The organism is Actinomadura nitritigenes, assembly GCF_017573545.1.
Classification (GTDB): Bacteria; Actinomycetota; Actinomycetes; order Streptosporangiales; family Streptosporangiaceae; genus Spirillospora; species Spirillospora nitritigenes.
Genome location: NZ_JAGEOK010000036.1, coordinates 84,014 through 107,214, shown reverse-complemented (window position 1 = coordinate 107,214; position 23,201 = coordinate 84,014). Strand labels below are relative to the sequence as shown.

The 23,201-nt window shown below is 73.0% G+C and carries 24 protein-coding genes; 17 read left to right on the top strand and 7 right to left on the bottom strand.

The window, feature by feature from the left end; all coding sequences use genetic code 11:
- The 6 genes from J4557_RS40320 to J4557_RS40295 form a co-directional block, all read left to right on the top strand.
- The coding region (locus J4557_RS40320; protein ID WP_208272085.1) for a hypothetical protein at positions 1-182 on the top strand (182 nt) is incomplete at its 5' end.
- A 242-nt stretch (positions 183-424) separates the two neighbouring features.
- Complete coding sequence (locus tag J4557_RS40315; RefSeq protein ID WP_208272084.1) at positions 425-1,888, top strand: NYN domain-containing protein; 1,464 nt, start codon at positions 425-427, stop codon at positions 1,886-1,888.
- 92 nt (positions 1,889-1,980) lie between these two features.
- A complete protein-coding gene (locus J4557_RS40310) occupies positions 1,981-2,622 on the top strand; it encodes a tetratricopeptide repeat protein (protein ID WP_307800490.1) in 642 nt (213 codons plus the stop codon).
- A 51-nt stretch (positions 2,623-2,673) separates the two neighbouring features.
- On the top strand, positions 2,674-3,534 hold the full coding sequence (locus J4557_RS40305; protein ID WP_243777112.1) for a PaaX family transcriptional regulator: 861 nt from the start codon (positions 2,674-2,676) through the stop codon (positions 3,532-3,534).
- A 122-nt stretch (positions 3,535-3,656) separates the two neighbouring features.
- Positions 3,657-5,060 carry a hypothetical protein gene (locus tag J4557_RS40300; protein ID WP_208272083.1) on the top strand — a complete coding sequence of 468 codons (1,404 nt, stop codon included), beginning with the start codon at positions 3,657-3,659 and terminating at the stop codon, positions 5,058-5,060.
- An 84-nt stretch (positions 5,061-5,144) separates the two neighbouring features.
- The gene (locus J4557_RS40295; protein ID WP_208272082.1) at positions 5,145-6,719 is read left to right on the top strand and encodes an MFS transporter; all 1,575 of its coding nucleotides are present in this window, start codon (positions 5,145-5,147) and stop codon (positions 6,717-6,719) included.
- A 16-nt stretch (positions 6,720-6,735) separates the two neighbouring features.
- Here J4557_RS40295 and J4557_RS40290 read toward each other — a convergent pair whose 3' ends face one another.
- A complete protein-coding gene (locus tag J4557_RS40290; protein ID WP_208272081.1) occupies positions 6,736-7,254 on the bottom strand; it encodes a lipase family protein in 519 nt (172 codons plus the stop codon).
- Between the two features lie 71 nt (positions 7,255-7,325).
- Here J4557_RS40290 and pyrE point away from each other — a divergent pair, with 71 nt between their 5' ends.
- Entirely contained in the window at positions 7,326-7,862 is a 537-nt protein-coding gene (gene pyrE, locus J4557_RS40285; RefSeq protein ID WP_208272080.1) for an orotate phosphoribosyltransferase, read from the top strand.
- On the opposite strand, the gene J4557_RS40280 is transcribed toward pyrE, so the two are convergent.
- Complete coding sequence (locus tag J4557_RS40280) at positions 7,859-8,281, bottom strand: hypothetical protein (RefSeq protein WP_307800489.1); 423 nt, start codon at positions 8,279-8,281, stop codon at positions 7,859-7,861. The two genes, pyrE and J4557_RS40280, sit on opposite strands and share 4 nt — an antisense overlap.
- Positions 8,282-8,332: 51 nt before the next feature.
- A complete protein-coding gene (locus tag J4557_RS40275) occupies positions 8,333-9,058 on the bottom strand; it encodes a DedA family protein (protein ID WP_208272078.1) in 726 nt (241 codons plus the stop codon).
- A gap of 188 nt (positions 9,059-9,246) precedes the next feature.
- Between J4557_RS40275 and fbaA the strand changes: the two genes are divergently transcribed.
- The 3 genes from fbaA (at position 9,247) to J4557_RS40260 (ending at position 11,569) form a co-directional block, all read left to right on the top strand.
- The gene (gene fbaA, locus J4557_RS40270) at positions 9,247-10,266 is read left to right on the top strand and encodes a class II fructose-bisphosphate aldolase (RefSeq protein ID WP_208272077.1); all 1,020 of its coding nucleotides are present in this window, start codon (positions 9,247-9,249) and stop codon (positions 10,264-10,266) included.
- A gap of 238 nt (positions 10,267-10,504) precedes the next feature.
- Positions 10,505-10,954, top strand: a complete 450-nt coding sequence (locus J4557_RS40265; RefSeq protein ID WP_208272076.1) for a winged helix-turn-helix transcriptional regulator — start codon at positions 10,505-10,507, stop codon at positions 10,952-10,954.
- Positions 10,955-11,026: 72 nt separating this feature from the next.
- Positions 11,027-11,569 carry a GNAT family N-acetyltransferase gene (locus J4557_RS40260; protein WP_208272075.1) on the top strand — a complete coding sequence of 181 codons (543 nt, stop codon included), beginning with the start codon at positions 11,027-11,029 and terminating at the stop codon, positions 11,567-11,569.
- A gap of 17 nt (positions 11,570-11,586) precedes the next feature.
- Here J4557_RS40260 and J4557_RS40255 read toward each other — a convergent pair whose 3' ends face one another.
- Positions 11,587-11,862, bottom strand: coding sequence for a helix-hairpin-helix domain-containing protein (locus tag J4557_RS40255; protein ID WP_208272074.1), 276 nt, complete (start codon positions 11,860-11,862; stop codon positions 11,587-11,589).
- Positions 11,863-12,025: 163 nt separating this feature from the next.
- On the opposite strand from J4557_RS40255, the gene J4557_RS40250 reads away from it, so the two are divergent.
- Positions 12,026-13,216, top strand: a complete 1,191-nt coding sequence (locus tag J4557_RS40250; RefSeq protein ID WP_208272073.1) for a trypsin-like serine peptidase — start codon at positions 12,026-12,028, stop codon at positions 13,214-13,216.
- A gap of 59 nt (positions 13,217-13,275) precedes the next feature.
- Here the strand turns inward: J4557_RS40250 and J4557_RS40245 are convergent, their stop codons facing one another.
- On the bottom strand, positions 13,276-14,070 hold the full coding sequence (locus tag J4557_RS40245; protein ID WP_208272072.1) for an SAM-dependent methyltransferase: 795 nt from the start codon (positions 14,068-14,070) through the stop codon (positions 13,276-13,278).
- A 95-nt stretch (positions 14,071-14,165) separates the two neighbouring features.
- Here J4557_RS40245 and J4557_RS40240 point away from each other — a divergent pair, with 95 nt between their 5' ends.
- The 3 genes from J4557_RS40240 to J4557_RS40230 all read left to right on the top strand — a co-directional run bounded on the left by J4557_RS40240 (position 14,166) and on the right by J4557_RS40230 (position 17,001).
- Positions 14,166-14,585 (top strand): DUF3151 domain-containing protein, encoded by a 420-nt coding sequence (locus J4557_RS40240; RefSeq protein WP_208272071.1) that lies wholly within the window; start codon positions 14,166-14,168, stop codon positions 14,583-14,585.
- Between the two features lie 184 nt (positions 14,586-14,769).
- Complete coding sequence (locus J4557_RS40235; protein ID WP_208272070.1) at positions 14,770-16,053, top strand: adenylosuccinate synthase; 1,284 nt, start codon at positions 14,770-14,772, stop codon at positions 16,051-16,053.
- 75 nt (positions 16,054-16,128) lie between these two features.
- Positions 16,129-17,001, top strand: a complete 873-nt coding sequence (locus J4557_RS40230) for a glycerophosphodiester phosphodiesterase family protein (RefSeq protein WP_307800488.1) — start codon at positions 16,129-16,131, stop codon at positions 16,999-17,001.
- A gap of 120 nt (positions 17,002-17,121) precedes the next feature.
- Here the strand turns inward: J4557_RS40230 and J4557_RS40225 are convergent, their stop codons facing one another.
- Positions 17,122-18,222, bottom strand: coding sequence for a magnesium and cobalt transport protein CorA (locus J4557_RS40225; RefSeq protein ID WP_208272069.1), 1,101 nt, complete (start codon positions 18,220-18,222; stop codon positions 17,122-17,124).
- Between the two features lie 448 nt (positions 18,223-18,670).
- Here J4557_RS40225 and purD point away from each other — a divergent pair, with 448 nt between their 5' ends.
- Genes purD through J4557_RS40210 form a run of 3 tightly spaced genes read left to right on the top strand, consistent with a single transcriptional unit; the run spans position 18,671 to position 22,078 of the window.
- Complete coding sequence (gene purD, locus J4557_RS40220; RefSeq protein ID WP_208272068.1) at positions 18,671-19,918, top strand: phosphoribosylamine--glycine ligase; 1,248 nt, start codon at positions 18,671-18,673, stop codon at positions 19,916-19,918.
- Between the two features lie 43 nt (positions 19,919-19,961).
- Entirely contained in the window at positions 19,962-21,272 is a 1,311-nt protein-coding gene (gene purB / locus J4557_RS40215) for an adenylosuccinate lyase (protein WP_208272067.1), read from the top strand.
- A 20-nt stretch (positions 21,273-21,292) separates the two neighbouring features.
- Positions 21,293-22,078 carry an MOSC domain-containing protein gene (locus J4557_RS40210; RefSeq protein WP_208272066.1) on the top strand — a complete coding sequence of 262 codons (786 nt, stop codon included), beginning with the start codon at positions 21,293-21,295 and terminating at the stop codon, positions 22,076-22,078.
- 32 nt (positions 22,079-22,110) lie between these two features.
- Here J4557_RS40210 and J4557_RS40205 read toward each other — a convergent pair whose 3' ends face one another.
- Complete coding sequence (locus J4557_RS40205) at positions 22,111-23,154, bottom strand: suppressor of fused domain protein (RefSeq protein ID WP_208272065.1); 1,044 nt, start codon at positions 23,152-23,154, stop codon at positions 22,111-22,113.
- Positions 23,155-23,201: the final 47 nt, after the last annotated feature.

Genomic DNA, 23,201 nt, shown 5'->3' with positions numbered 1-23,201 from the left:
GCCGGTTCCACGGCCGGTTCCACGGCCGGTTCCACGGCCGGTTCCACGGCCGGTTCCACGGCCGGTTCCACGGCCGGTTCCACGGCCGGTTCCACGGCCGGTTCCACGGCCGGTTCCACGGCCGGTTTCAGGGGCGGTTCCATGGCCGGTTGAAGACACGGTCGCGCGGACCCTACGGCTGAACCGGCGACCTGCTCCTTCCCGTAAAGATCATGGGGAAGGGCGAGGCGGGGCGGCAACGGCTGGTAGCGTCCGCCGCGGTTCCCAGTTTGCTGTTACTGGGGAGTCGCGAACCGGCGGTATGCCATGAAAGAGTGCGAATCGCCGTATTGGCCTACGGGGCTGACGGGCTTCACTACGCTATAGGCGCCCGAGGTCACTACGCCGGCCTGTGAGCTCCCGTGTAGAGGAAGGGCGGTGTCGCATGGATCGCTGCGCGCTGTTCGTAGACGCCGGCTACCTGCTGGCCGACGGCGCCATGGCGGTGCACGGCACCCGCCATCGCGAGACCGTCTCGTGGGACTTCGGCGGGCTCCTGCAGCTGCTGAGCAACCTCGCGCGCGAACGCACCGGCATGCCGCTGCTGCGCTGCTACTGGTACGAGGCCACCGTCGAGGGCCGCCGCGCCCCCGAGCACGACGCGCTCGCCGACCTGCCCGGCCTCAAGCTCCGCCTCGGCCGCATCCGCCCCGGCCGCCGCGAGGGCGTCGACAGCGAGATCCACCGCGACCTCATGACCCTCGCCCGCAACAGCGCCCTCGCCGACGCCGTCGTGGTCAGCGGCGACGAGGACCTCGCCCAGGTCGTCTCCGACGCCCAGGACCTCGGCCTGCGCGTCACCGTCGTGCACGTCGCCGTCGACGGCAACTGGACGATCTCCCGGGTGCTGCGCCAGGAGTGCGACGACCTCATCGAGATCGGCGCCGGCCACCTGCGCCCCTACGTCAACCTGCTCAGCGGCGCCGACACCGGGTCGGGGGCCGGCTCCTCGGGCATCGCCGCGCTCGGCGCTGGCCCGCTGTCCAACGGGCACGGCTCCAACGGCCACGGCCCCGGCGGCGCCGGCGCGCCGCTCGGCCCGCTCCAGACCACCGCGCACAACGGCCCGCCGCCGTCGTCCCCGATCGGCGGGCAGCCGCCGCTGAGCCCCGCGGCGTCCGGTTACGGCTCGTCCGGCTCCTCGGGCCTCGGCTCCTCGAGCCTCGGCTCGTCGGGATCGTCCGGTTACGGCTCGTCGGGGCCGCCCGGCCTCGGCGGCAGCAGCGGCAGCGGCAGCGGCAGCGGCGGCGGGACCGGCGTCCCCACCGGGCCGCTTCCCCTCCCGGGGAGCGGCGGCTTCGGCTCGCCGTCCTCGCTCGGCTCGTCGTCCTCGCTCAACTCCGGCGGGCTGCCGCTGCCGTCCTCGCCGCTCCAGGCCCCGTCCGCGACGGGTTCGTCCGCACCGGCCCCGGCGTCCAGCCAGCCGCCGCTCGGCGGCCCGCAGTACACCTCGTCGTCGCCGGTGCCGTCCCCGTCGCCGCCGCCCCCGCCGCAGACGCTGCCGCCCCAGTCGCCCGGGCCGTCGCCGCTGCCGTCGAGCCGGCCGCACGGCCCCTACACCGGACCGCAGCAGATCGCGCCCGTCCCCGCGCAGCAGAACACCCCGAGCCTCGCGGACGCCGTGAAGGCCGCGCACCAGGAGGGCCAGGACTTCGGCGAGTCCGTCGCGCGGGACGCGCCCGCGCTGTGGCTCGAGGCCGTCCTCGCCCGCAAGCCGCGCATGCCCTCCGACCTGGAGGCCCGGCTCCTGCAGGGGTCCTCGCTGCCCATCGACTTCCTGCTCCACGACGAGGTGCGGCACGCGCTGCGCCGCGGATTCTGGGACGCCCTCGAACGTTCCCGCAGGTGACGGCGGTACGCCGCGGACGCATACGGGCGGGTAATGCACGATCATCAGTGATTCGCCCGCTTCGGCCGGCCGCCGGCGGGTAGCGTTGAAGCGTGACGCATGTGACGGAAGACGATCTCGACGACCTGGAGTTCGACACCCTGCGCACCGGCGATCACATCTCGGCGGCCGAACGGCTGTCCGAGCTGGCCGAGTCGGTGACGGGCGGGGTGTCGCGCGCCAACGTGCTGCTGCGCGCCGGGGAGCAGTGGCAGCACGCCGGCGATCACGCCAAGGCCGCCGAGCTGTACCGCAGGGCCATGGAGGACGGCGGCGAGGTGTACGGCGACCCGCGCGCCTACCTGGCCGACGCCCTGTTCGAGCTCGGCAGGGCCGACGAGGCACGCACCCTCGTCGACGAGATCCGCGCCGACAAGCCGCGCGACCCCGAGGTGTACCGCACGGTCGCCGAGGTGCTGTACGCCCAGGGCGACGCGTCCGGCGCCCACGACTGGGCCACCAACGGCGCCGACGTGGTGCTCGCCCTGCGCGACCGCGCCGTCGGCACCGGCGTCGGCGGTCCCGACGAGCCGCCGGTCACCGGCGAGGAGTCGTTCACCCCGGGGCCCGACGACGTCGCCCTCGCCGAGGACAGCCTGGAGGCGCTGCTGCGGTTGCGCTACCGCGCCCGCATCGACCTCGGCCGCAAAGAGGACGACTACGACGCGCTCCTGGACGACCTCCTCAAGAACTGAGCGGGCACGACCGGGGAGGGCGCGGGGGCCGGAGGCCCTTACGCTGTGGGGATGCCCAACTCCGCCGGCGCCGAGGCGCGCACGCGCCCGCTGATGCTCACGTTCTTCGGAGCGCACGTGCTCGGGCGTCCCGTCGCGGTGTCGTCGGGCAGCGTCATCGAGGTGCTCGGCCGGGTCGGGCTCGGCGAGCACGCGGTCCGGACGTCGCTGAACCGGATGGTCAAGCGCGGGCTGCTGGAGCGTCACCGGCAGGGCCGCAAGATGTACTTCGCGCTGTCCGCGCACGCCGCCGAGGTGCTGGAGGACGGCCGGGCGCGGATCTGGCGCGCGGGCGTGGTGAACCGGAACTGGGACGGCCAGTGGACGCTGGTCGGGTTCTCGCTGCCGGAGGACTGGCGGCGCGAGCGGCACGACCTGCGGTCCCGGCTGATCTGGGCGGGCTTCGGACCCCTGCAGAACGGCCTGTGGGTGGCGCCCGGCGCCGTCGACGTCGCGGCGGCGGTGGCCGGGCTCGGGCTGGAGTCCCACATCCGCGTCTTCGGCGGGAGCGTGCTGCCGCCGACCGAGGTGCGGGACGTGCTGGAGCAGGCGTTCGACGTGCCCGCGATGGCCGCCCGCTACCAGGCGTTCCTCGACCGCTGGGACACCCCGGGCAGCGGTGACGGGGCCGCGGCGGGCGGGGACTGCCCGGACGCCGCGATCGGGCTGCCCGACGACCTCGCGCGGCAGCTCGTCCTGCACAGCGACTGGCTGGAGCTGGTGCGCCGCGACCCGCACCTGCCGGCCGAGCACCTGCCGGAGGGCTGGCCCGCGATGCGCGCGGAGACGGTGTTCCGCGACCTCGCCGGGCGGTGGGAGCGGCCGGCCGCGGCGGAGGCGGCCCGGATCCTGGACACCCTTCCCCTCGGCTGAAACCGCTGATCATCGGCGTGCGACGGCGTATGCCCTGATATTCGTCACAATATTGACAGCCGTCAAGAATCAGCCGTACATTCGCGGCGACCTTCCGGCACGCTCCCGATCAGGAGCCGCTCATGTCCCTGCCCCGCCCCGCCCGCCGCCTCGGACGGCTCGCCGCCGCCGGCGCCGTCCTCGCCCTCGCCCCAGCGGTCCCCGCCGCCGCGTCCGCCTCCGCCGCGTCCGCGCCCGCCCCGTCCACGTCCACGTCCACGTCCTCAGGCACGGTCGCCTACTCCGGGAAGCTCGCCGACGGAGCCGCCTGGACCGCCGAAGTCCCCGCCCGCTGGAACGGCACGCTGCTGCTGTTCAGCCACGGCTTCGGCCCCCTCGTCGCACAGGACGCGCCGAGCCCCGGCGCCCGGACCGCCCTGCTGGCCGAGGGCTACGCGCTCGCGGGCTCGTCCTACGACCCGAACGGCTCGATGTGGGCGCTCGCCTCGGCCGAACGCGACCAGTTCGCCACGCTCGACGCGTTCCGCGGCGCCGCCGGACGCCCCCGGCACGTCATCTCGGTCGGCCAGTCCATGGGCGGACTGGTCAACGCGCAGATCGCCCGGGACGGCGCGGGCCGCGTCGACGGCGCGCTCGGCCTCTGCGGCCTCGTCGCGGGCGGCGTGGACCTGGACAACTACCAGCTCGACGCCGAGTACGCGATCGCCGCGCTCCTCGGCCCCGGCAGCGGGACCCGGCTCGTCGACCTCTCCGACGCCGCCGAGGCGGGGGCGCTCGGCGCGAAGCTCACCGACGCCGTCACCACGGCGCAGGCCACGCCGCAGGGACGCGCCCGGATCGCCCTCGCCTCCGCCTACCTCAACCTCGCCGGCTGGGCCCCGAACCAGCAGCCGCCCGCCAGCACCGACTACGCGGGCCAGGAGCAGCAGCAGTACGCCTGGTTCACGCAGGGCCTGCTGCCCTTCCTGACCAGCGGGCGCTACCAGATCGAACTGTCCGCCGGAGGCAACACCTCCTGGAACAAGGGCGTCGACTACGCCGCGCTGCTGCGGCGGTCCTCGCACGCCGCGCAGGTCCGCGCCCTCTACCGGACGGCCGGGCTGAACCTCGGCAGCGACCTCACCCGCCTCACCAAGGGCGCCGACGTCACCGCCGACCCCGCCGCCGTCCGGTCCCTGCGCCGCACCTCCACCGCCGGCCAAGGCCTCACCGTCCCGCTGCTCGACGTCCACACCACGTCCGACCAGCTCGTTCCCGTCGAGCAGGAGAACGCCTTCGCCGGACGGGTCCGGGCCGCCGGACGCTCCGCGCTGCTGCGCCAGGCGTACGTCGCCCGGCAGGGCCACTGCAACTTCACCACCGCCGAGACCGTCGCCGCCGTGCACGCCGTCCAGAACCGGGTCACCACCGGGCGCTGGAACGGCACCGGCGCCGCGCAGCTTCAGCGCAGCGCCCTCGCCCTCGGCCTCGACGGCGCCGCCTTCGTCGCCTACCGGCCCGGCACCCTCGTCGGCGCGCGCCGCTGACCCCCGCACCGCTCACCATCCAACCCGTCGACCCCGACCCCGTCCCACCCCGCTGACCCCCACCCCGTCCCGTCAGGAGTCCACGTGTCCACCACCGCGGAGACCCCGTCCCGCTCCACGTCCGCGTCCGGCTCGGCCCTCGCGCGCGGCACGCTGATCGCCGGCTGCGTCGCGGTCTGCCTCGCGCAGATCGGCATCGCGATCCCGGCCACCCTCAACGGCCTGTTCCAGAAGGACCTGCATCCCGTCGGCTCCCAGCTCACCTGGATCTCCGACGCGTTCCTGCTGCCCGTCGCCGTCCTGGAACTGACGTTCGGCGTGCTCGGCGACCTGTTCGGCCGCAAGCGGCTGCTCATCGGAGGCGCCGCGCTCATGGCGGTCGGCGAGCTGGTCAGCACCACCAGCTCCGGCGTCCACCAGCTCTGGGTGGGCCAGGCGCTCGCCGGCCTCGGCGCCGCCGCCCTGTTCCCGACCTCGCTGGCGATGCTCGCCGCCGGGTCCAGCGGCACGCAGCGCGCGCGTGTCATCGCCCTGTGGGCCGCGTGCCTGTCCACCGGAGGGTTCCTCGCCCCGCTGCTCGGCGGCATCACCGCCACCTACGGGTCGTGGCGCTGGTCGTTCATCGTCGTCACCGTCCTCGCGGTGATCAGCGCGGCCGTCAGCACCCTGCTGGCCCGCGACTCCCGCGCCCCCGAGGGACGCTCCCTCGACCCGGCCGGGCAGATCACCATCGGCCTCGGCCTGTTCGCGCTGCTCTACGCCATCATCCAGGGCCCCGAGGACGGCTGGAGCTCCGCTCCCGTCGTCACCGGGTTCGTGCTGGCCGCCCTGTTCCTCGCCGCGTTCGTCGCCGCCGAGCTGCGCGTCCGCTCCCCGCTGCTGCGCCTCGACCTGTTCGCCAACCGGTCCTTCGCCATCGCCTCGATCGTCGCCGTCGTCGGCATGTTCAGCTTCCTCGGCACCGCCTACTCGGTCAGCATCCGGCTCGGCCCCGCGCAGGACCAGCCGCCCATGCACACCGCCATGGCGTTCCTGCTGCTCAACGGCCTCGCCCTCGTCCTGCTGCCGGTCACCGAACGGCTCCTGCGCCGCGTCGCGCCCGGCCTGCTCACCGGCGGCGGGCTCGTCCTCATCGCCGCGGGCGACTTCTGGACCGCGACCCTCCCGATCAGCGACCGCGCCATGACCTCGCTGATCCTGCCGCTCGGCCTGGTCGGCATCGGCTTCGCCGTCACGGTCTCCTCGATCACCGCGACCGCCGTCAACACCGTCCCCCACCACCTGGAGGGCATGGCCAGCGCGACCACCAACCTGCTGCGCGACTTCGGCTTCACCCTCGGCCCCGCCGTCATCGGCGCCGTCGCCCTCAGCCGCGCCGGCTCCGGGTTCACCGAGAAGCTCGACGCCTCGCCGCTGCCCGCCGGCCTGAAGCACGCCGCGCTGGAGGTGCTGCACGAAGGCGGCCCGCTCGGCATCAACGGCGCCTCCGCCGCCGCGCCGCCGCTCAAGCCCGTCCACTCCATGGCCCTGGAGGCCGTGGGCCACGGCTACTCCATCGGCTTCGTCGTCTGCGGAGCCGCCGCCCTCGCGTCCGCGCTGCTCACCCTGCTGACGCTGCGCGGCGCCGACCGTCCCGCCCCCGAGGTGGACGCGTCCTGACGGTGCCCGCCGCGGCCTAGAGCGTGGTGATCAGCTCGCTGAACGCCTGGGCCGCGGCGGAGGGAGGCTCGTGCTCGACGACGGCCCAGCCGCGGAGCCGGGCCTCCCTGACCGTCCCGTCCCGGTCCGGGAAGGCGGCCCGGTCGGCGTGGGTGCGCAGGTAGCCGCAGGGCGCCTCCGGCCAGTCGGGAGGCCCCGGCAGCGACTCGTGGTCGTGCGCGGCGCCCGGCGGGCGCGGCAGATCGGCGTCCACGAACACGTAACCCCCCACCGGACGGTGCGCCGCGCGCTGCGCCAGCGCGATCGCGGGCACCAGCGGCCCCGCCGCGCCGTGCGCCGCCAGGACCAGCGGCACCGACGGCCCCGCCGCCGAGATGATCAGCGACACGCGGGCGACGTAACGGGCCCCCGCGCCGTCCGGCACGTCCGGGGCGATCACGTCCATCCCGTACGAGCGCAGCATCTCCGGCATGTCGCCCCAGGACGCCGCGGCGGCGCCCGGCGCGTGCAGCAGCACCACGGAACCCGGCGTCATGGTCCCCCTTCCCGCCGCAACCGTACATGGCGGCTGCGGCGGCCCGGCGCCGGATGAATAGGGTTCCTCCTGTGAGCGATCGTGATGAGCTGCTGCGAGAGATCAAGGACAAGGCCGTCGTGCACGGGGACTTCACGCTGTCCTCGGGCAAGAAGGCGTCCTGGTACGTCGACCTGCGCCGGGTCACCCTGGACGGCGCCGTCGCGCCCCTCGTCGGGCGGGTGATGCTGGACGAGACCGCCGACCTGGACTACGACGCCGTCGGGGGCCTCACCCTCGGCGCCGACCCGGTCGCCACCGCGATGCTGCACGCCGCCGCCGCGCGCGGCCGCCGCCTCGACGCGTTCGTCGTCCGCAAGGCCGGCAAGGCGCACGGCCTGCAGCGCCGGATCGAGGGCCCGGACGTCGCCGGACGCCGCGTCCTCGCCGTCGAGGACACCTCCACCACCGGCGGATCCGTCCTCACCGCCGTCGAAGCGCTCCGCGAGGCCGGCGCCGAGGTCGTCGCCGTCGCGACGATCCTGGAGCGCGGCGCCGCCGGCCGCATCGCCGAGGAGGGCCTCGCCTACCGGCACCCCTACGCCGTCGAGGACCTCGGCCTCTCCTAGGCCTTCGGGCGCACGTACCAGGTGGCGCGCTGCCCCGGCGGCTTCGCCGCCTGCAGCTTGCCGTAGATCTTCACCTGGAGCGATCCGCCGTTGTACGCGACGACGTCCAGGGTGTCCTCCTTGAACTGGAGGACCTCCCCGGTGTCGTGGACGCCCTGGGTCAGCACCTGCCCGGTGTCGGGGACGCGGACGATCACCGTGGTCGGCTGGCCGGTGACGCGGATCAGCAGAGGGACGCTCGCCGCCGGGGTCTGCGCGGTGGGGGACGCGTCGGGGGAGGACGTGCTCGGACCGCTCGGGGAGGCTGGGCCCGCCGAGGGGCGCTCCTTGTCCGGTGAGCCGGACACCGCGTTCACCAGTGCGATGCCGCCCACCACGAGAAGCGCTAAGGCGAAGACCACGGCGATGGCCGCGATCACGATGCGTGCGAGACCTATAGGGTCCGACCGATGACGTCCCACATGGGGAGGTTAGCGATAACTGTCACTCCTGAGCGACGGACGTGACTCTTCACGGTCATTCTTATTCGGACCGTTGCCACCGCCGCGCCCCTTCATGATCTCCCGGACGATCGGGATGACCGACAGGACGAGGATCACCGCGACCCCCGGCAGGATGTACTTCTCGACGTCCGGGACCTCGGAGCCGAGGAAGTGGCCGAGCAGGAACAGCGCGTCCGTCCAGACGACGCCGCCGATCACGTTCCAGAGGAAGAACTTGCGGGCGTCCATGCCCAGCATCCCGGCCAGCGGGTTCAGGAACGTCCGGACGATCGGGATGAACCGGGCCAGCAGCACCGCGCGGGCCGGCCCGAACCGGTTGAAGTAGTACTCGGCCTTCTCCACCCACTCCCGCCGGAACAGCTTGGAGTCGGGCCGGTCGAACAGGCGGCGGCCGTAGCTGGCGCCGAGGAAGTGCCCGAGCTGGGCGCCCGCGATCGCCGCGACCGGACCGCCCACCAGCAGCCACGGCAGCGACAGCGACTGGAACTCCTGGCCGTTGACGGTCGAGACCGCCGTGAGGATCCCCGCCGTGAACAGCAGCGAGTCGCCCGGCAGGATGCAGCCGATCAGCAGTCCGGTCTCCGCGAAGATGATGGCGAGCACGCCGATCGTCGCGAACGTCCCGAACAGCTGCAGCCAGGCGGTCGGATGCAGCCACTCGGTGATGTCGAGGGGAATCGTCGTGAGATCCACATTGCGAGCGTACCTTTCCGCACCTCGCGATTAGGTGGAACGCGCACCCCGACGGGATACTGAGGGCGGACGGCATGCCAGACCGGAGACCGTGTGACCCGGGCCGCTCACCTGGGTAGACGGTCGTTCGTGGTGCTACCGCCCGGCCGGATGCCCGGCGGCACCCTGCGTATGAAAGGACGCTGACAATGCCCATCGCAACGCCCGAGGTCTACGCGGAGATGCTCGACAAGGCCAAGCGCGACGGCTTCGCCTTCCCCGCCATCAACGTGACGTCGAGCCAGACGCTGAACGCGGCGCTGCGCGGCTTCGCGGAGGCGGAGAGCGACGGCATCGTGCAGGTCTCCACCGGGGGCGCCGAGTACCTGTCCGGGTCCACCGTCAAGGACATGGTCGTCGGCGCCAGCGCCCTCGCCGAGTACGCGCGCGTCGTCGCCGCCAAGTACCCGGTGAACGTCGCGCTGCACACCGACCACTGCCCGAAGGACAAGCTGGACGGCTTCATGCGTCCGCTCATCAAGATCTCGCAGGAGCGGGTGGCGCGCGGCGAGGAGCCGCTGTTCCAGTCGCACATGTGGGACGGCTCCGCCGTCGAGCTGCACGAGAACCTCGACATCGCCGCCGGGCTCCTCGAGGAGTGCGCGAAGGCGCGCATCATCATGGAGATGGAGATCGGCGTCGTCGGCGGCGAGGAGGACGGCGTCGCCAACGAGATCAACGAGAAGCTGTACACCACCCCCGGCGACGCGATCGCGACCGCCGAGGCCGTCGGCGTCGGCGAGAAGGGCCGCTACATCCTGGCCGCGACGTTCGGCAACGTGCACGGCGTGTACAAGCCGGGCTCGGTGAAGCTGCGCCCCGAGGTGCTCAAGGAGATCCAGGACGCGGTCGGCGCCAAGTACGGCAAGGACAAGCCGTTCGACCTGGTGTTCCACGGCGGCTCCGGCTCCACCCTCGACGAGATCCGCGAGGCGGTGTCGTACGGCGTCGTGAAGATGAACATCGACACCGACACCCAGTACGCGTTCACCCGCCCGGTCGCCGAGCACATGTTCCGCAACTACGACGGCGTCCTGAAGGTGGACGGCGAGGTCGGCAACAAGAAGCAGTACGACCCGCGCTCGTGGGGCAAGGCCGCGGAGGCCGCGATGGCCGCCCGCATCGTCGAGGCCGCCGAGAACCTCCAGTCGGCGGGCAAGAAGCTCTAGTTTCCCAGGGGGGCGACCCCCTGGAACCCCCGTTGCGACCGACAGGCCGTTTCCCCGCTCCGCTGGCGCTCCGCGGCGAAACGGCCTGTCGGTCGTCGGGCGGGCCCGCTGCGCTCGCTCCGCGTGCCTGCCCGTGGCGTGAGCTGGGCTTCGGCCTTCCGGGAGGGGCGACGACCGGCTCCTCCGCGGGCGAAGATCGGCGCGCGTTTTGTGATGAAACTTCGGTAGTCTCGGGGGTGTGGCGCTGCCCCGCACCTACGAGAGCCAGAACTGCTCGATCGCCCGCGCGCTGGAGATCGTCGGCGATCGCTGGACGCTGCTGGTGATCCGCAGCGCGTTCGAAGGCGTCCGCCGCTTCGACGACTTCCAGGACGCGCTCGGCGTGGCCCGCAACGTCCTCACCGACCGGCTGACCCGGCTGTGCGACGAGGGGATCATGCGCCGCGTCCCGTACCAGGAGCGGCCCGAGCGGCACGAGTACCGCCTCACCCGCAAGGGCGTGGAGCTGTGGCCGGCGATGATGACCCTGCTGATGTGGGGCGACCGCCACTACGCCCCCGACGGGCCGCCGGTGATCGTCGGGCACCGCGGCTGCGACGGCACGCTCACGTCCCGCTTCACCTGCGATTCCTGCGGCGCGGCGCTGGGGCCCGGGGACGTCGACCCCCGGCCCGGCCCGGGCGCCTAGAACGAAGAATCAACGCGCCGTTCACCCGTTTAAGGGTTGCTTGACGAAACCCACTGCGGTCCAATGGGTTTCATGAAGCAACTCAATGTGCGCAGCGTCGCCCACATTGCCGCGCCCACACCCGAGGACGTGCGGATCCGTCCGTACGGGGTCATGGACCACGACCGGCTCGTCCGGATGTCCGACCGGCTCTCCGGCAGCAGCCTCTACACCCGCTTCTTCTCCGGGACGCCGCGCATCCCCGACTACTACGTCGCCGCCATGGACCGCCTCGACCACTGGGACCGCGACGCCCTCGTCGCGCTGGTCGGCGGCGAGATGGTGGGGATCGCGGAGTACGTCCGCGACGTCCGCGATCCGTCCCGGGCGGAGATCGCGGTGCTGGTCGCCGACCCCTGGAAGCGCTGCGGCCTCGGCAGCGGCCTCGTCGGCTACCTGACGCAGCTCGCCGCGCGGCGCGGCATCACCGAGTTCGGCGCCGACGTCATCCTCACCAACCGGGACGCCCTGCTGTTCATCCGGCGCGGCTGGCCCGCCGCCCGCTCGCGCACCGAGGAGGGCGCCGCCCGGTTCCGCCTCCCCCTCCCCCCGCCCGTGGCCGCAGCGCGGCTCTGAGAGCCGGGCAGGGCACGTCAGGACCCGTCGCCCCCGGCCAGAATGCGCCGGCGTTCGGGGGTGTAGTGCCACCAGGGGCGGCCGGGCCCGCCCTCGGCCTGCTCCACGGCGGACATGACGGTGTCCAGCAGGCACGGGTCGAGGCGCTGCCCGTACGCGGCCGACATCCGTTCGTACAGCTCGACCGGGTCCCGGCCCGCGAGCTGCTCGACGCGGGTGATGCCGATGCGCTCGAAGTAGCGGGCCACCGCCCGGCCCACGTTGACCAGTCCGGTGAGGTCTGAGTCGCCCACGCCGTCCCCCTGCCGTCTTCGCGGTCTCCTTCCAGGTCAGCGTAGGCAGGCGCGGTCCGGCGAGGCTTGCAGGAATCGGTCATGCCATATGAACAGTTCTGTCTGTATGATCGGGACGCCTCCCGCCGCCGTCCGAGGGGAACGAGGCCGTCCCATGCCCAGCATGATCACTCGACGAGGCCGCACGGTGGGCGGCGCACTCGCCGGCACCGTCGCCGCACTGGCCCTGGCCGCAGCGCCGGCCCACGCCGACGACACCCCGCCGTACGCGCTGCCGCCGCTCGTCGCGGCGGGCGCGGCCCACGACCAGGACCTCGCCGCCGAGGTCGCCTACTGGACGACCGACCGCATCGCGCAGGCGGGCTTCAACGACGACTTCGGCAACGAGAACGGCCAGGGCGCCGACGCCTACGCGCCCACCGGCGGCTGGGACGCCCTGAGCGCGCCCTGGAGCTCCGGCGGCCTGATCTCGCGGACCGCCGGCAAGCTCCTCGTCCACATGCACAACACCGGCAACACCTCCGACACGCGGTACGACTCCTGCTCGGCCAACGTGGTCACCAGCGCCAACCAGAGCGTCATCACCGCCGCCGGCCACTGCTTCCGCGTCGACTCCAACTACGGCGCGACCGGGACGTACGAGGCCGACAACGCGGTCTTCATCCCGGGCTTCAACGGGGCGGGCCTGGCCCGCCACGTGCCCGGCGGCACCCCCGGGACCACGCTGCCCGGCCCGGACGTCGCCCCCTACGGCGTCTGGGGCGTCAGCCAGGCCTGGGTCACCTACGAGTGGCACGTGCACTCCAACTGGACCCTCGGCGCCGACGTCGGGATGGCCGTCGTCGCCAAGCCCGGCGAGTCCCGGCCGATCGGGCAGGTCGTCGGGGCGCAGAACATCGCCTTCGGCGCCAGCGGCAACCCGAAGCAGCTGTACCAGTTCGGCTATCCGACGGACAACATCCGCAACTGGTACTGGGGGAAGAACAACGACGGCACCAACGGCGACCTCGGCGTCCCGGCGGCCCAGCGGCGCGGCTACGACGGCCGCACCATGATGTACGCGCACAGCGACGCGTCCATCGACGACGCCCAACTCGGCGACATGGGGCACGACATGCCGTCGGCCATGTCGCCCGGCTCCAGCGGCGGCCCGTGGCTCACCGGCTTCGACCCCGCGACCGGCACCGGCACGCAGATCGCCGTGACCTCGCGCTTCACCAACTCCACCGGCGACGCGCCGGCCGTGAACCTCCTCGGCCCGCTCTCCTGGGCGCTGGGGCCCTGGTCCGTCGGGCAGGGGTTCGGCGTACAGAGCAAGGCCGTCTACGACCTCGCCCAGGCCGCGACGCCGTAAGCGGTGCGGATCGCGCCCAACGGCGTGCGCGATCCGGACCCACGCCGTCCAGAGGGGCGTCAGGACGGTTTGCGGGCGACACCGCCGTAGAGGCCGACCTTGTCGGGCGGCGGGACCGGGCCCTCCGGACGCCACGCCGTGATGTAGCCGAGGCCCGGGTCGACGGGGACGAGGCCGTCGAAGAAGCGGCTGACCTCCTCCGCGGGACGGGGCGTCACCTCCGTGCCGGGCGCCTTCCGCGTGTACTCGTCGGCCGCGTCCACGCCCCGGGGGTTCGCCTCCGGGGTGCCGTGCGAGAGCACCAGGTACGAGCCGGGCGCGAGGGCGCCCATCAGCTCGGCGACGGCGGCGTGCGGATCGTCGTCGTCCGGCAGGAAGTGCAGGATCGCCACCAGCAGCAGCGCGACCGGCTCGCTCAGGTCGAGGGTGCCCGCGGCCCGCTCCAGGATCGCGGCGGGATCGCGCAGGTCGGCGTCCACGTAGTCGGTGGCGCCCTCCGGCGTGCTCGTCAGCAGGGCGCGGGCGTGGGCGAGCACCACCGGATCGTTGTCGACGTAGACGATCCGGGACGCCGGCGCGATCCGCTGCGCGACGTCGTGCACGTTGTCCCGCGTCGGGAGGCCCGTCCCGACGTCCAGGAACTGCCGGACGCCCGCCTCCCCCGCCAGGTACCGGACCGCCCGGCCGAGGAACGCGCGGTTCTGCACGGCGACCAGCCGCATGCTCGGCAGGATCCCCACCAGCGCCTCGGCGACCTGCCGGTCGACCTCGTAATGGTCCTTGCCGCCGAGCAGGGCGTCGTACACCCGCGCCGGGCTCGGGCGGGACTGGTCGACTCCGTCCGGGATGACCATCCGCCGATCGTAGCCGCGGCCCGGTGACGGCTCCAGGCCCGGCCGGGAACACGGCCGTGACCCGGGTTGATCCGGACCGGGCGCGTCGACTTACGATGACCCGCATGACCCAGAACCTGCTCGGCGGCCCGCCACCCACGGAACTGCCGGACAACACCGAGGCCCGCGAGGCGCTGGACGGCGGCGTCGACCCGTTCGAGGTCGCCGCGCGCCACCCCGACTACCCGGGCGCCTGGGCCGAACTGGCCGACCGCGCCTTCGCCAAGGGAAGCGTGATCGACTCCTACGCGTTCGCCCGCACCGGCTACCACCGCGGGCTGGACCAGCTCCGCCGGGCCGGGTGGAAGGGCCACGGCCCGATCCCCTGGGAGCACGAGGCCAACCGCGGCTTCCTGCGCGCACTGCACGCGCTGTCCCGCGCCGCCGCCGCCATCGGCGAGGAGGACGAGGCCGAACGCTGCCGCGCGTTCCTGCGCGACAGCAGCGCCACCGCCGCCGACGCCCTGGCCGGCTGACCGCCCGCACGGGCGGCGTCCCGGGGGTCCGTCTCCCGGATGGTGCACCGACCCACGCGTCGCACGCGTACCCGGCCGATGAGGTGCGGTTTCTTTAACGGCCGGGTACGGGTACGCTTTGATCGCAAGAGGCCCCTTCGCGCTTGCGGCGACCGGGGCCTTCGTCGTGGGAAGGAAAAGTGGCATGCCTGCCATCGTTCTTGTCGGTGCCCAGTGGGGGGATGAGGGCAAGGGCAAGGCAACAGACCTGCTCGGGGGCGACGTCGACTACGTCGTCCGCTACCAGGGCGGCAACAACGCCGGCCACACGGTCGTCATCGGGGACAAGAGCTACGCGCTGCACCTGCTGCCGTCCGGGGTCCTGTCGCCCGACGTCGTCCCGGTGATCGGCAACGGCGTGGTGATCGACCCGGCCGTCCTGCTGCAGGAGATCGACGGGCTGCGGGAGCGGGGGATCGGCTGCGAAAGGCTGCTGATCTCGGCGGACGCGCACCTGATCATGCCGCACCACCGGGCCCTCGACAAGGTCACCGAGCGCTACCTCGGCAAGGCCCGGATCGGCACCACCGGCCGCGGCATCGGCCCGGCCTACGCCGACAAGATCAACCGGATGGGCATCCGGGTGCAGGACCTGTTCGACCCGAACATCCTCACCCAGAAGCTCGACCTGTCGCTGCGCGAGAAGAACCAGGTCCTCACCAAGGTCTACAACCGGCGCCGGATCGAGACCGGCCCGATCGTCCAGGAGTACCTGGCCTACGGCGAGCGCATCAGGCCGTTCGTCGCCGACACCACGCTCGTGCTGAACAAGGCCCTCGACGACGGCAAGGTCGTGCTGCTGGAGGGCGCCCAGGGCACGCTGCTGGACATCGACCACGGCACCTACCCGTTCGTGACGTCGTCCAGCCCCACGGCGGGCGGCGCGTGCGCGGGCTCCGGCGTCGGGCCCACGAAGATCACCCGCGTGATCGGCATCCTCAAGGCCTACACCACCCGCGTCGGCTCCGGACCGTTCCCCACCGAGCTGCTGGACGAGTGGGGCGAGTACCTGCGCACGACCGGCGGCGAGTACGGCGTCACCACCGGACGCGACCGGCGCTGCGGCTGGTTCGACGCGGTGATCGCCCGCTACGCGTCCCGGGTGAACGGCATCACCGACTTCTTCCTCACCAAGCTGGACGTCCTGTCCGGGCTGGAGCGCGTCCCGGTGTGCGTCGCCTACGACGTGGACGGCGAGCGCGTCGACGAGCTGCCCGCCACCCAGACCGACTTCCACCACGCCAAGCCGATCCTCGAGTACCTGGACGGCTGGCAGGAGGACATCACCGGCGCGAAGTCCTTCGACGACCTGCCGAAGAACGCGCAGGCGTACGTCCGGGCGCTGGAGGAGATGTCGGGCGCGCAGATCTCCGCGATCGGCGTCGGCCCCGGCCGCGACCAGACGCTCTCCCTGCGCTCCCTGGTGTAACCCCTGACCCGCCGTTCCCCCCGCCCTCACCGGACCTCCACCTGGGGTTCGGCGACGGCCGGTACCGTCCCCCCGGTGGTCGGCATCAGGGAGACCGTCGAACTGCACGGTCATCGGGGGGCGCGCGGGCTGCGCCCGGAGAACACGCTGCCGGGCTTCGCGCACGCCGCCGAACTGGGCGTGGACGTCATCGAGCTGGACGTCGGCCTGTCCGCGGACGGCGTCGTCGTCCTCGGTCACGACCAGGTGCTGTCCCCGGCGAACCTCGCCGACACGGCGCCCGCCTGGCCGGACGACCCCTCGTTCCCGTACGTCGGCAAGCCGATCAGGGAGCTGACGCTCGCGCAGCTCAAGACGGTGGACGCGGGCGTCCGGCAGCGCGACGACGCGTTCGCGCGGACCCAGCGCCCGCTGCCCGGCACCCCCGTCCCCACGCTGGCGGAGGCGTGCGCGCTCCTCGCGCCCGCGCGCGTCGGCCTCGCCGTCGAGCTGAAGACCGACCCCGGCTGGACGGACGAGGAGGTCGAGCTCTTCACCGCCGCCGTCGCCGGCGTCCTCGCCGCCGCCGGGATGACGGCCCGCAGCCGGCTCCTCGCGTTCGACTGGCGCGTCCTGGTGGAGGCCCACCGCAACCACCCGGGCCTCGGCCGCACCGCGCTGATCGAACGCAAGACGCTCGTGCCGGGCACCCGCTGGCTCGCCGGCCTGCCGCCGGACGACCCGGTCGCCGCCGCCGCCGCGATGGGCGCGACCGCCCTGTCCCCCGAGCACGCCATCACCACGCCCGGCCTGGTCGAGGACGCCCACGCCCTCGCCCTCGCCGTCGCCGTCTGGACGGTCAACGCCCCCGAGGACATGACCCGCTTCATCAAGTACGGCGCCGACGCGATCGTCACCGACTACCCCGACCGCGCCCACCGCCTCGTGGCACGCGAGCGCGTTACCTGACCGGTGGGGCGAAGCCGGAGGCGAGCCCCACCGGGAAGATCGCGAAGCGATGTCGCGCTCGCCCGAGCACGGTCAGGGTGCGAGCCGCTAGGCGAGTGCCCTGGGCCGGGGTTGCAGTAATCAGAGCCAGCCGTTGCGGCGGAAGCCCCGGTACAGGCTGAGGCAGATGAAGGCGATGACACCGACGATCATCGGGTAGCCGTAGTGCCACTTCGTCTCGGGCATGAAGTCGAAGTTCATCCCGTAGACGCCGGTGATCGCGGTGGGCACCATGAAGATCGCGCCCCACGCCGAGATCTTGCGCATGTCCTTGTTGTCGGTGACCGTCACCTGCGTCATGTGCGCCTGCAGGATCGGGTTCAGCAGCTCGTCGTAGGCCTCGACCTGCTCGCGGACGCGGGTGAGGTGGTCCTCGACGTCGCGGAGGTACTCCTTGATCTCGGCGGGCACGAAGCGCCGGCCGGACAGGTTGCGCAGCGGGCCGGCGAGCGGGCCGACGGCCCGCTTGAGCTGGATGACCTCGCGCTTGAGGCGGTAGATGCGGCGGGCCTCGTCGGTGCGCTCCGGCGAGAACACCGCCTCCTCGACCTCGTCGATGTCCTCCTGGACGGCGTCGGCGACGCAGACGTAGCCGTCCACGACGCGGTCGGCGACGGCGTGCAGGACGGCGGCGGGCCCCATCGCGAGGCGGGCCGGGTCCTTCTCGAGCTGGCGGCGGACGGGGCCGAGCTCGCCGTGCGTGCCGTGCCGGACCGTCACCACGAAGTCCGGGCCGCAGAAGATCATGATCTCGCCGGTCTCGACGACCTCGGCCTCGTCCGGGCCGCTCGGGACGTAGCCGACCGTCTTCATCACGACGAAGTGGACGTCGTCGTAGCGCTCCAGCTTGGGCCGCTGGTGGGCGTGGATGGCGTCCTCGACCGCGAGCGGGTGCAGGCCGAACACCTCGGCCAGCTCCGACAGCTCCGTGGCCGACGGCTCGTGCAGGCCCACCCAGACGAAGCCGGCGCTGTCGCCGTCGGGGGTGAGGCGGCCGTCGCGGATCAGGCGGACGGCGTCCTCGACGGTGGCGGTGGACGCGCGGTGACCGTCGATGTAGGCGGCCCAGTCGATGACGGCGGAATCGCGGGCACGCCCCTGTACCCGTGCGCCGTGCGCGCGCCCGCGGGCCTTGAACAGCGACTTGGTGGCGCGCGCAGGACGGACTCGTGTCATGGCCATGGGGTGCTCCTAACCCGCCGGCCACGCGCGCAGGGGCGCGCTCTACCCGTTCCGCATCGGCGGGGGCCCGCTCAGCGGGACCGTGTCAGCGAGGGGAGCGCGCGAGGGCGATGGCCGGACGCCAGATGGAGGCGGACGGATGGACAGTCCTGTCCGGACTGTGAGGGTTCTCTGGCGAACTGCAAGTATCACCAGGACTCATCCCGACCACCTCCTTTCACCCACCTCGACCACGGGGCGTCAAGCCCGTCGCAGCCTACCAGCCGACATTTATGACGCCGGGCCGTTCGGTGAGGTTCACAGGAGGCGCGTGTGACGGCCGCCTCATCCGGGCCCGGCGGTGTCGGGGACGACCGCCCGCACTGTCCCCAACGCCCTACCGCTGGGGGCTTATGCCCGCCTTCCCGCCGACCACACCGAACCGCCCGGACCAGTAAGCTCGCGTGACGTGCGAGTACTCGTCCTTGGATCGGGTGGCCGCGAGCATGCGCTCGCCCGCGCCCTGCACCGCGACCCTGCCGTCACCGCCGTCCACTGCGCCCCGGGCAACCCGGGCACGGCCGAGATCGCGGACAACCACCAGCTCGACCCCTGCGACCCGACGGCGGTGGTGGAGCTGGCCGGGCGGCTCGGCATCGAGCTGGTCGTCGTCGGCCCCGAGGCGGTGCTGGTGGCGGGCGTCGGCGACGCGGTGCGCCGGGCCGGCATCCCGTGCTTCGGCCCCGACAAGGAGGCCGCGCGGATCGAGGGGTCCAAGGCGTTCGCCAAGGAGATCATGGCGGCGGCCGGGGTGCCGACCGCCGACTCCCGCGTCTGCGAGACCACCGCGCAGGTGGAGGAGGCGCTCGACGCGTTCGGGGCGCCGTACGTGGTGAAGGACGACGGGCTCGCCGCCGGCAAGGGCGTCGTCGTCACCCTCGACCGGGACGTCGCCGCCGCGCACGCCGCCGCCTGCGGCCGCGTGGTGATCGAGGAGTACCTCGACGGCCCCGAGGTGTCGCTGTTCGCGCTGTGCGACGGCCAGCACGCCGTCCCGCTGCTGCCCGCCCAGGACTTCAAGCGCGCCCACGACGGCGACGAGGGCCCCAACACCGGCGGGATGGGCGCCTACACGCCGCTGCCGTGGGCGCCGGACGACCTGGTGGACGAGGTCATGTACCGGGTCGTCCAGCCCGTCGTGGACGAGCTGAGGCGCCGCGAGACGCCGTACGTGGGGGTGCTGTACGCGGGCCTCGCGATCACGTCCCAGGGCGTCCGGGTGATCGAGTTCAACGCGCGGTTCGGCGACCCGGAGACCCAGGTCGTCCTGGACCGGCTGGCGACGCCGCTCGGAGTGCTGCTCCAGTCCTGCGCGATCGGCGGCCTCGACCCGCGGACGGAGCTGGAGTGGCGTCCCGGCTCCGCCGTCACGGTCGTCGTGGCGGCCGAGGGGTACCCGGCGGCGCCGGTGAAGGGCGGGGAGATCACCGGGCTGGACGAGGCCGCGGCGGTCGACGGCGCGTACGTGCTGCACGCCGGGACGAAGTACGGCGCGGACGGGCGGCTCGTCGCGGGCGGCGGGCGCGTCCTCAACGTCGTCGGCACCGGCCCGGACCTGGCCGCGGCCCGCGCCACCGCCTACGAGGCCGTCTCCCGGATCGGCCTGCCGGGCTCGCACCACCGCACCGACATCGCCCTCAAGGCCGCCCAAGCCTGACCCGCCCGGCCACCGCACCTACACGACCTGGGAGAATTCGAGCGTGATCGAGCGGTACACCCTTCCGGAGATGGGACGCGTCTGGAGCGACGCGCACAAATACGAGCTGTGGTGCCAGGTCGAGACCCTGGTGGTCGAGGCCCACGCCGAGGCCGGCACGATCCCGCCGGAGGTGGTGGAGCCGGTGCGCAAGGCGCCGCCGCCGACGCCGGAGGCGGTGCACGAGATCGAGGCGGTCACCCAGCACGACGTGATCGCCTTCCTGTCGGCGTGGGCGGACAACACCGAGCCCCGCGAGGCGGCCCGGTACGTCCACTTCGGCATGACCTCGTCCGACCTGCTGGACACGGCGCTGGCGCTGCAGCTCGTCGAGGCGACCGACATCCTGCTGGCGAAGGCGGACGCGCTGGTCGCGACGCTGCGGGACCACGCGCTCGCGCACCGGGCGACGCTGCGGGTCGGCCGGACGCACGGCATCCACGGCGAGCCGGACGTGTGGGGGCACCGCGTCGCCGACTTCGCGTTCGCGACGGCCCGGTCGCGGGACCGGCTGCGCCGCGCCCGCGAGGCCGTCGGCGTGATGGCGATCTCCGGCGCGGTCGGGACGTACTCCAACATCGACCCGGCCGTCGAGATGCACGTGGCGCGCAAGCTCGGCCTGAAGAGCGCGGACGTGTCGACGCAGGTCGTGATGCGCGACGGCATCTCCGAGTGGACGTCCGCGCTGGCGATCATGGCGACGGTGTGCGAGGCGATCGCGCTGGAGGTCCGGCACGGGCAGCGCACCGAGGTCCGCGAGCTGTGGGAGCCGTTCGGCAAGGGCCAGAAGGGCTCGTCGGCGATGCCGCACAAGAAGAACCCGATCATCTCCGAGCGGCTCGCCGGGATGGCGCGGATCGTGCGGGCGCAGATCGTCCCGGTGCTGGAGGGCATCCCGCTCTGGCACGAGCGCGACATCTCGCACTCCTCCACGGAGCGGATCGCGCTGCCGGACGCGTCGATCGCCCTCGACTACATGCTGAACCTGACGAACCGGCTGATGTCCGGGCTGGTCGTGGACGAGGCGCGGATGAAGGCGAACCTGGAGTCGACGGGCGGCCTGATCTACACCTCGACGGTGCTGCTGGAGCTGGTCGAGGCCGGGATGTCCCGCGACGACGAGGCGTACCCGCTGGTCCAGAAGGCCGCGATGGAGACGTGGGAGACGGGCGTCCCGTTCCGCGAGACGCTCCGCGCGCGCGCCGCCGAGGCGGGCCTCACGCTGGACGAGGCGCGGCTGGACGAGGTGTGCCGCCCCGAGCGGTTCGTGCAGCGCCTCGGCCCCGTCTTCGACCGTCTGGCCGCGCTGGCCTGACCCGATCCCCCGGAGCGACCGTGACGGCGATCCTGACCGAGCTGAACGCCTACCCGCTCAAGAGCGGCGGCGGCACCGCGCTGCGCACCGCCGGGCTGACCGCGCGGGGCCTCCCGCACGACCGGGAGTTCATGCTCGTCGCGCCGTCGGGCCGGTTCCTGTCGCAGCGGGACCTCGCCGGGATGGCGCTGCTGCGCCCGTCCTACGACGGCGAGGTCCTCAGCGTCGACGCGCCCGGCGCCTCCCGGCTCGTCCACAAGGCGGTGGACGACGGCGAGGTGCTGGGCGTGACCGTCCACCGGCACGAGACGCGGGGCGTCGACCAGGGCGACGAGGCCGCCGCCTGGTTCTCGGCGCTGCTGGACGCCGACTGCCGGCTGGTCCGCTTCACCGGGCACCGCGCGACGTCGCGGGGCGGCGGCGAGGTGATGTTCGCCGACGGCTACCCGCTGCTGGTCGTCTCCGCCGAGTCCCTCGCCGATCTGAACGCGCGGCTGGACGAGCCGCTGCCGATGAACCGGTTCCGTCCGAGCCTGGTCATCGAAGGGCTCGGCGCGTACGCGGAGGACGCCGTGCGGCTGCTGCGCGTCGGCGAGACCGTCATCGAGATGGTCAAGGCGTGCGCGCGGTGCGTCATCACCACCACCGACCAGGAGACGGGCGAGCGGGGCCGCGAGCCGCTGCGGACGCTGGCGTCGTACCGGACGATCGACCGCGGCATCCGGTTCGGCCAGAACGCCGTCCCGCGCGAGCTGGGCACCCTCACGGTCGGCGACGAGGTGGAGGTCCTCGAAACCGCCCGCTGAGGGTCGTCCGACGAGGGTCAGCCGACGAGGGGTCAGCCGACGACTTCGCCGGTCTCGTTGCCGAAGCGGTCCCGCATATGGGTCGGGACGATCTCGACGGTCAGTCCCGGCAGGGAAGCGATCGGGGTGCTGCCCGCGACCGGGCGGAGGGCGGCGACGACGTCGTCCAGGCCCTCCGGCGGGATGCTCACGTCGAGGCGCCCGTCCTCGGGTTCCACGACCGCGTACGCGCCGGCCGGCTGGAACACCATCCGGGTGTCCTCGGTCTGCAGGAGCAGCGTGCGGCCGAAGGGCAGCCGCCCACGCAGCGACTGTGCGATCGCCTCCGCCTGCAGCGCGCCGATCCGCAGGGTCGCGGACGCGCCGTCCAGTTCCCAGTGCGCGGTGGTCACGTACAGGGCGCCGCTGCTCGACCCGTCGCGCGCGATGCCCTGGCGGACGGCGCGGGCCAGGTCCGGGTCGGCGAGGAGGGAGCGCCGGTCGATGTCGGTGACGAACAGCGGCAGGTGCGGCTCGACCGCCCGCAGGAACGACGCGGCGTCCCACTGCCGGACCGCCTCGTACTCCTCCGACGCGAGCCCGACGACCTGCAGGAACCGGACCCGGCCGTGCGGCGTGCCGATCTCGCCCAGCTCCGGGTCGGCGACGAACGCGATGGCGCGGATCTCCGAGTCCTCGCGGTCGGCGGCGATCGGCCCGTTGACGTTCATGTGGTGCCCGGCCTCGAACCAGTTGCCCGAGCTGAACACGTACCGGCCGAGGTTCTGCAGCAGGTTGGCCGCCCAGACCGGCGGCTCGGCCTCCGCCGGGTCGCGGGCGAGCCGGAAGGTGAACTCGAATCCCCATCCGGACTCGTCCGGATCGGCGGATTCCTTCCTGTACAACTCGGACATTCCGTACGAAATGAAATGCCAGTGCGGGATGGGCTCGGTCCGGGCGTAGATGCTGATCCCGTCGAGCGGATCCGGGCCGCCCAGCGCCCACTTGACCACGGTGCCCAAGTGGTACGGCTCGACGTCCCCGTAGAGGGGGCGCAGCGCGGCGTCGATGGCTTCCCAGCCGGGCGACTCGTCCATGGATGATCACCCTAGACCCGCCGGACCGCACCCGTCCGCCGGACGCC

What these genes read in the sequence shown, in the direction of transcription:
- J4557_RS40240 (WP_208272071.1), top strand. Translation starts at nt 14,166, where the DNA reads ATGACCCGCATGACCCAGAACCTGCTCGGCGGCCCGCCACCCACGGAA.
- J4557_RS40225 (WP_208272069.1), bottom strand. Translation starts at nt 18,222, where the DNA reads ATGGCCATGACACGAGTCCGTCCTGCGCGCGCCACCAAGTCGCTGTTC.
- J4557_RS40305 (WP_243777112.1), top strand. Translation starts at nt 2,674, where the DNA reads ATGCCCAACTCCGCCGGCGCCGAGGCGCGCACGCGCCCGCTGATGCTC.
- J4557_RS40290 (WP_208272081.1), bottom strand. Translation starts at nt 7,254, where the DNA reads ATGACGCCGGGTTCCGTGGTGCTGCTGCACGCGCCGGGCGCCGCCGCG.
- J4557_RS40300 (WP_208272083.1), top strand. Translation starts at nt 3,657, where the DNA reads ATGTCCCTGCCCCGCCCCGCCCGCCGCCTCGGACGGCTCGCCGCCGCC.
- J4557_RS40315 (WP_208272084.1), top strand. Translation starts at nt 425, where the DNA reads ATGGATCGCTGCGCGCTGTTCGTAGACGCCGGCTACCTGCTGGCCGAC.
- J4557_RS40260 (WP_208272075.1), top strand. Translation starts at nt 11,027, where the DNA reads ATGAAGCAACTCAATGTGCGCAGCGTCGCCCACATTGCCGCGCCCACA.
- fbaA (WP_208272077.1), top strand. Translation starts at nt 9,247, where the DNA reads ATGCCCATCGCAACGCCCGAGGTCTACGCGGAGATGCTCGACAAGGCC.
- J4557_RS40245 (WP_208272072.1), bottom strand. Translation starts at nt 14,070, where the DNA reads ATGGTCATCCCGGACGGAGTCGACCAGTCCCGCCCGAGCCCGGCGCGG.
- J4557_RS40205 (WP_208272065.1), bottom strand. Translation starts at nt 23,154, where the DNA reads ATGGACGAGTCGCCCGGCTGGGAAGCCATCGACGCCGCGCTGCGCCCC.
- J4557_RS40250 (WP_208272073.1), top strand. Translation starts at nt 12,026, where the DNA reads ATGATCACTCGACGAGGCCGCACGGTGGGCGGCGCACTCGCCGGCACC.
- J4557_RS40235 (WP_208272070.1), top strand. Translation starts at nt 14,770, where the DNA reads ATGCCTGCCATCGTTCTTGTCGGTGCCCAGTGGGGGGATGAGGGCAAG.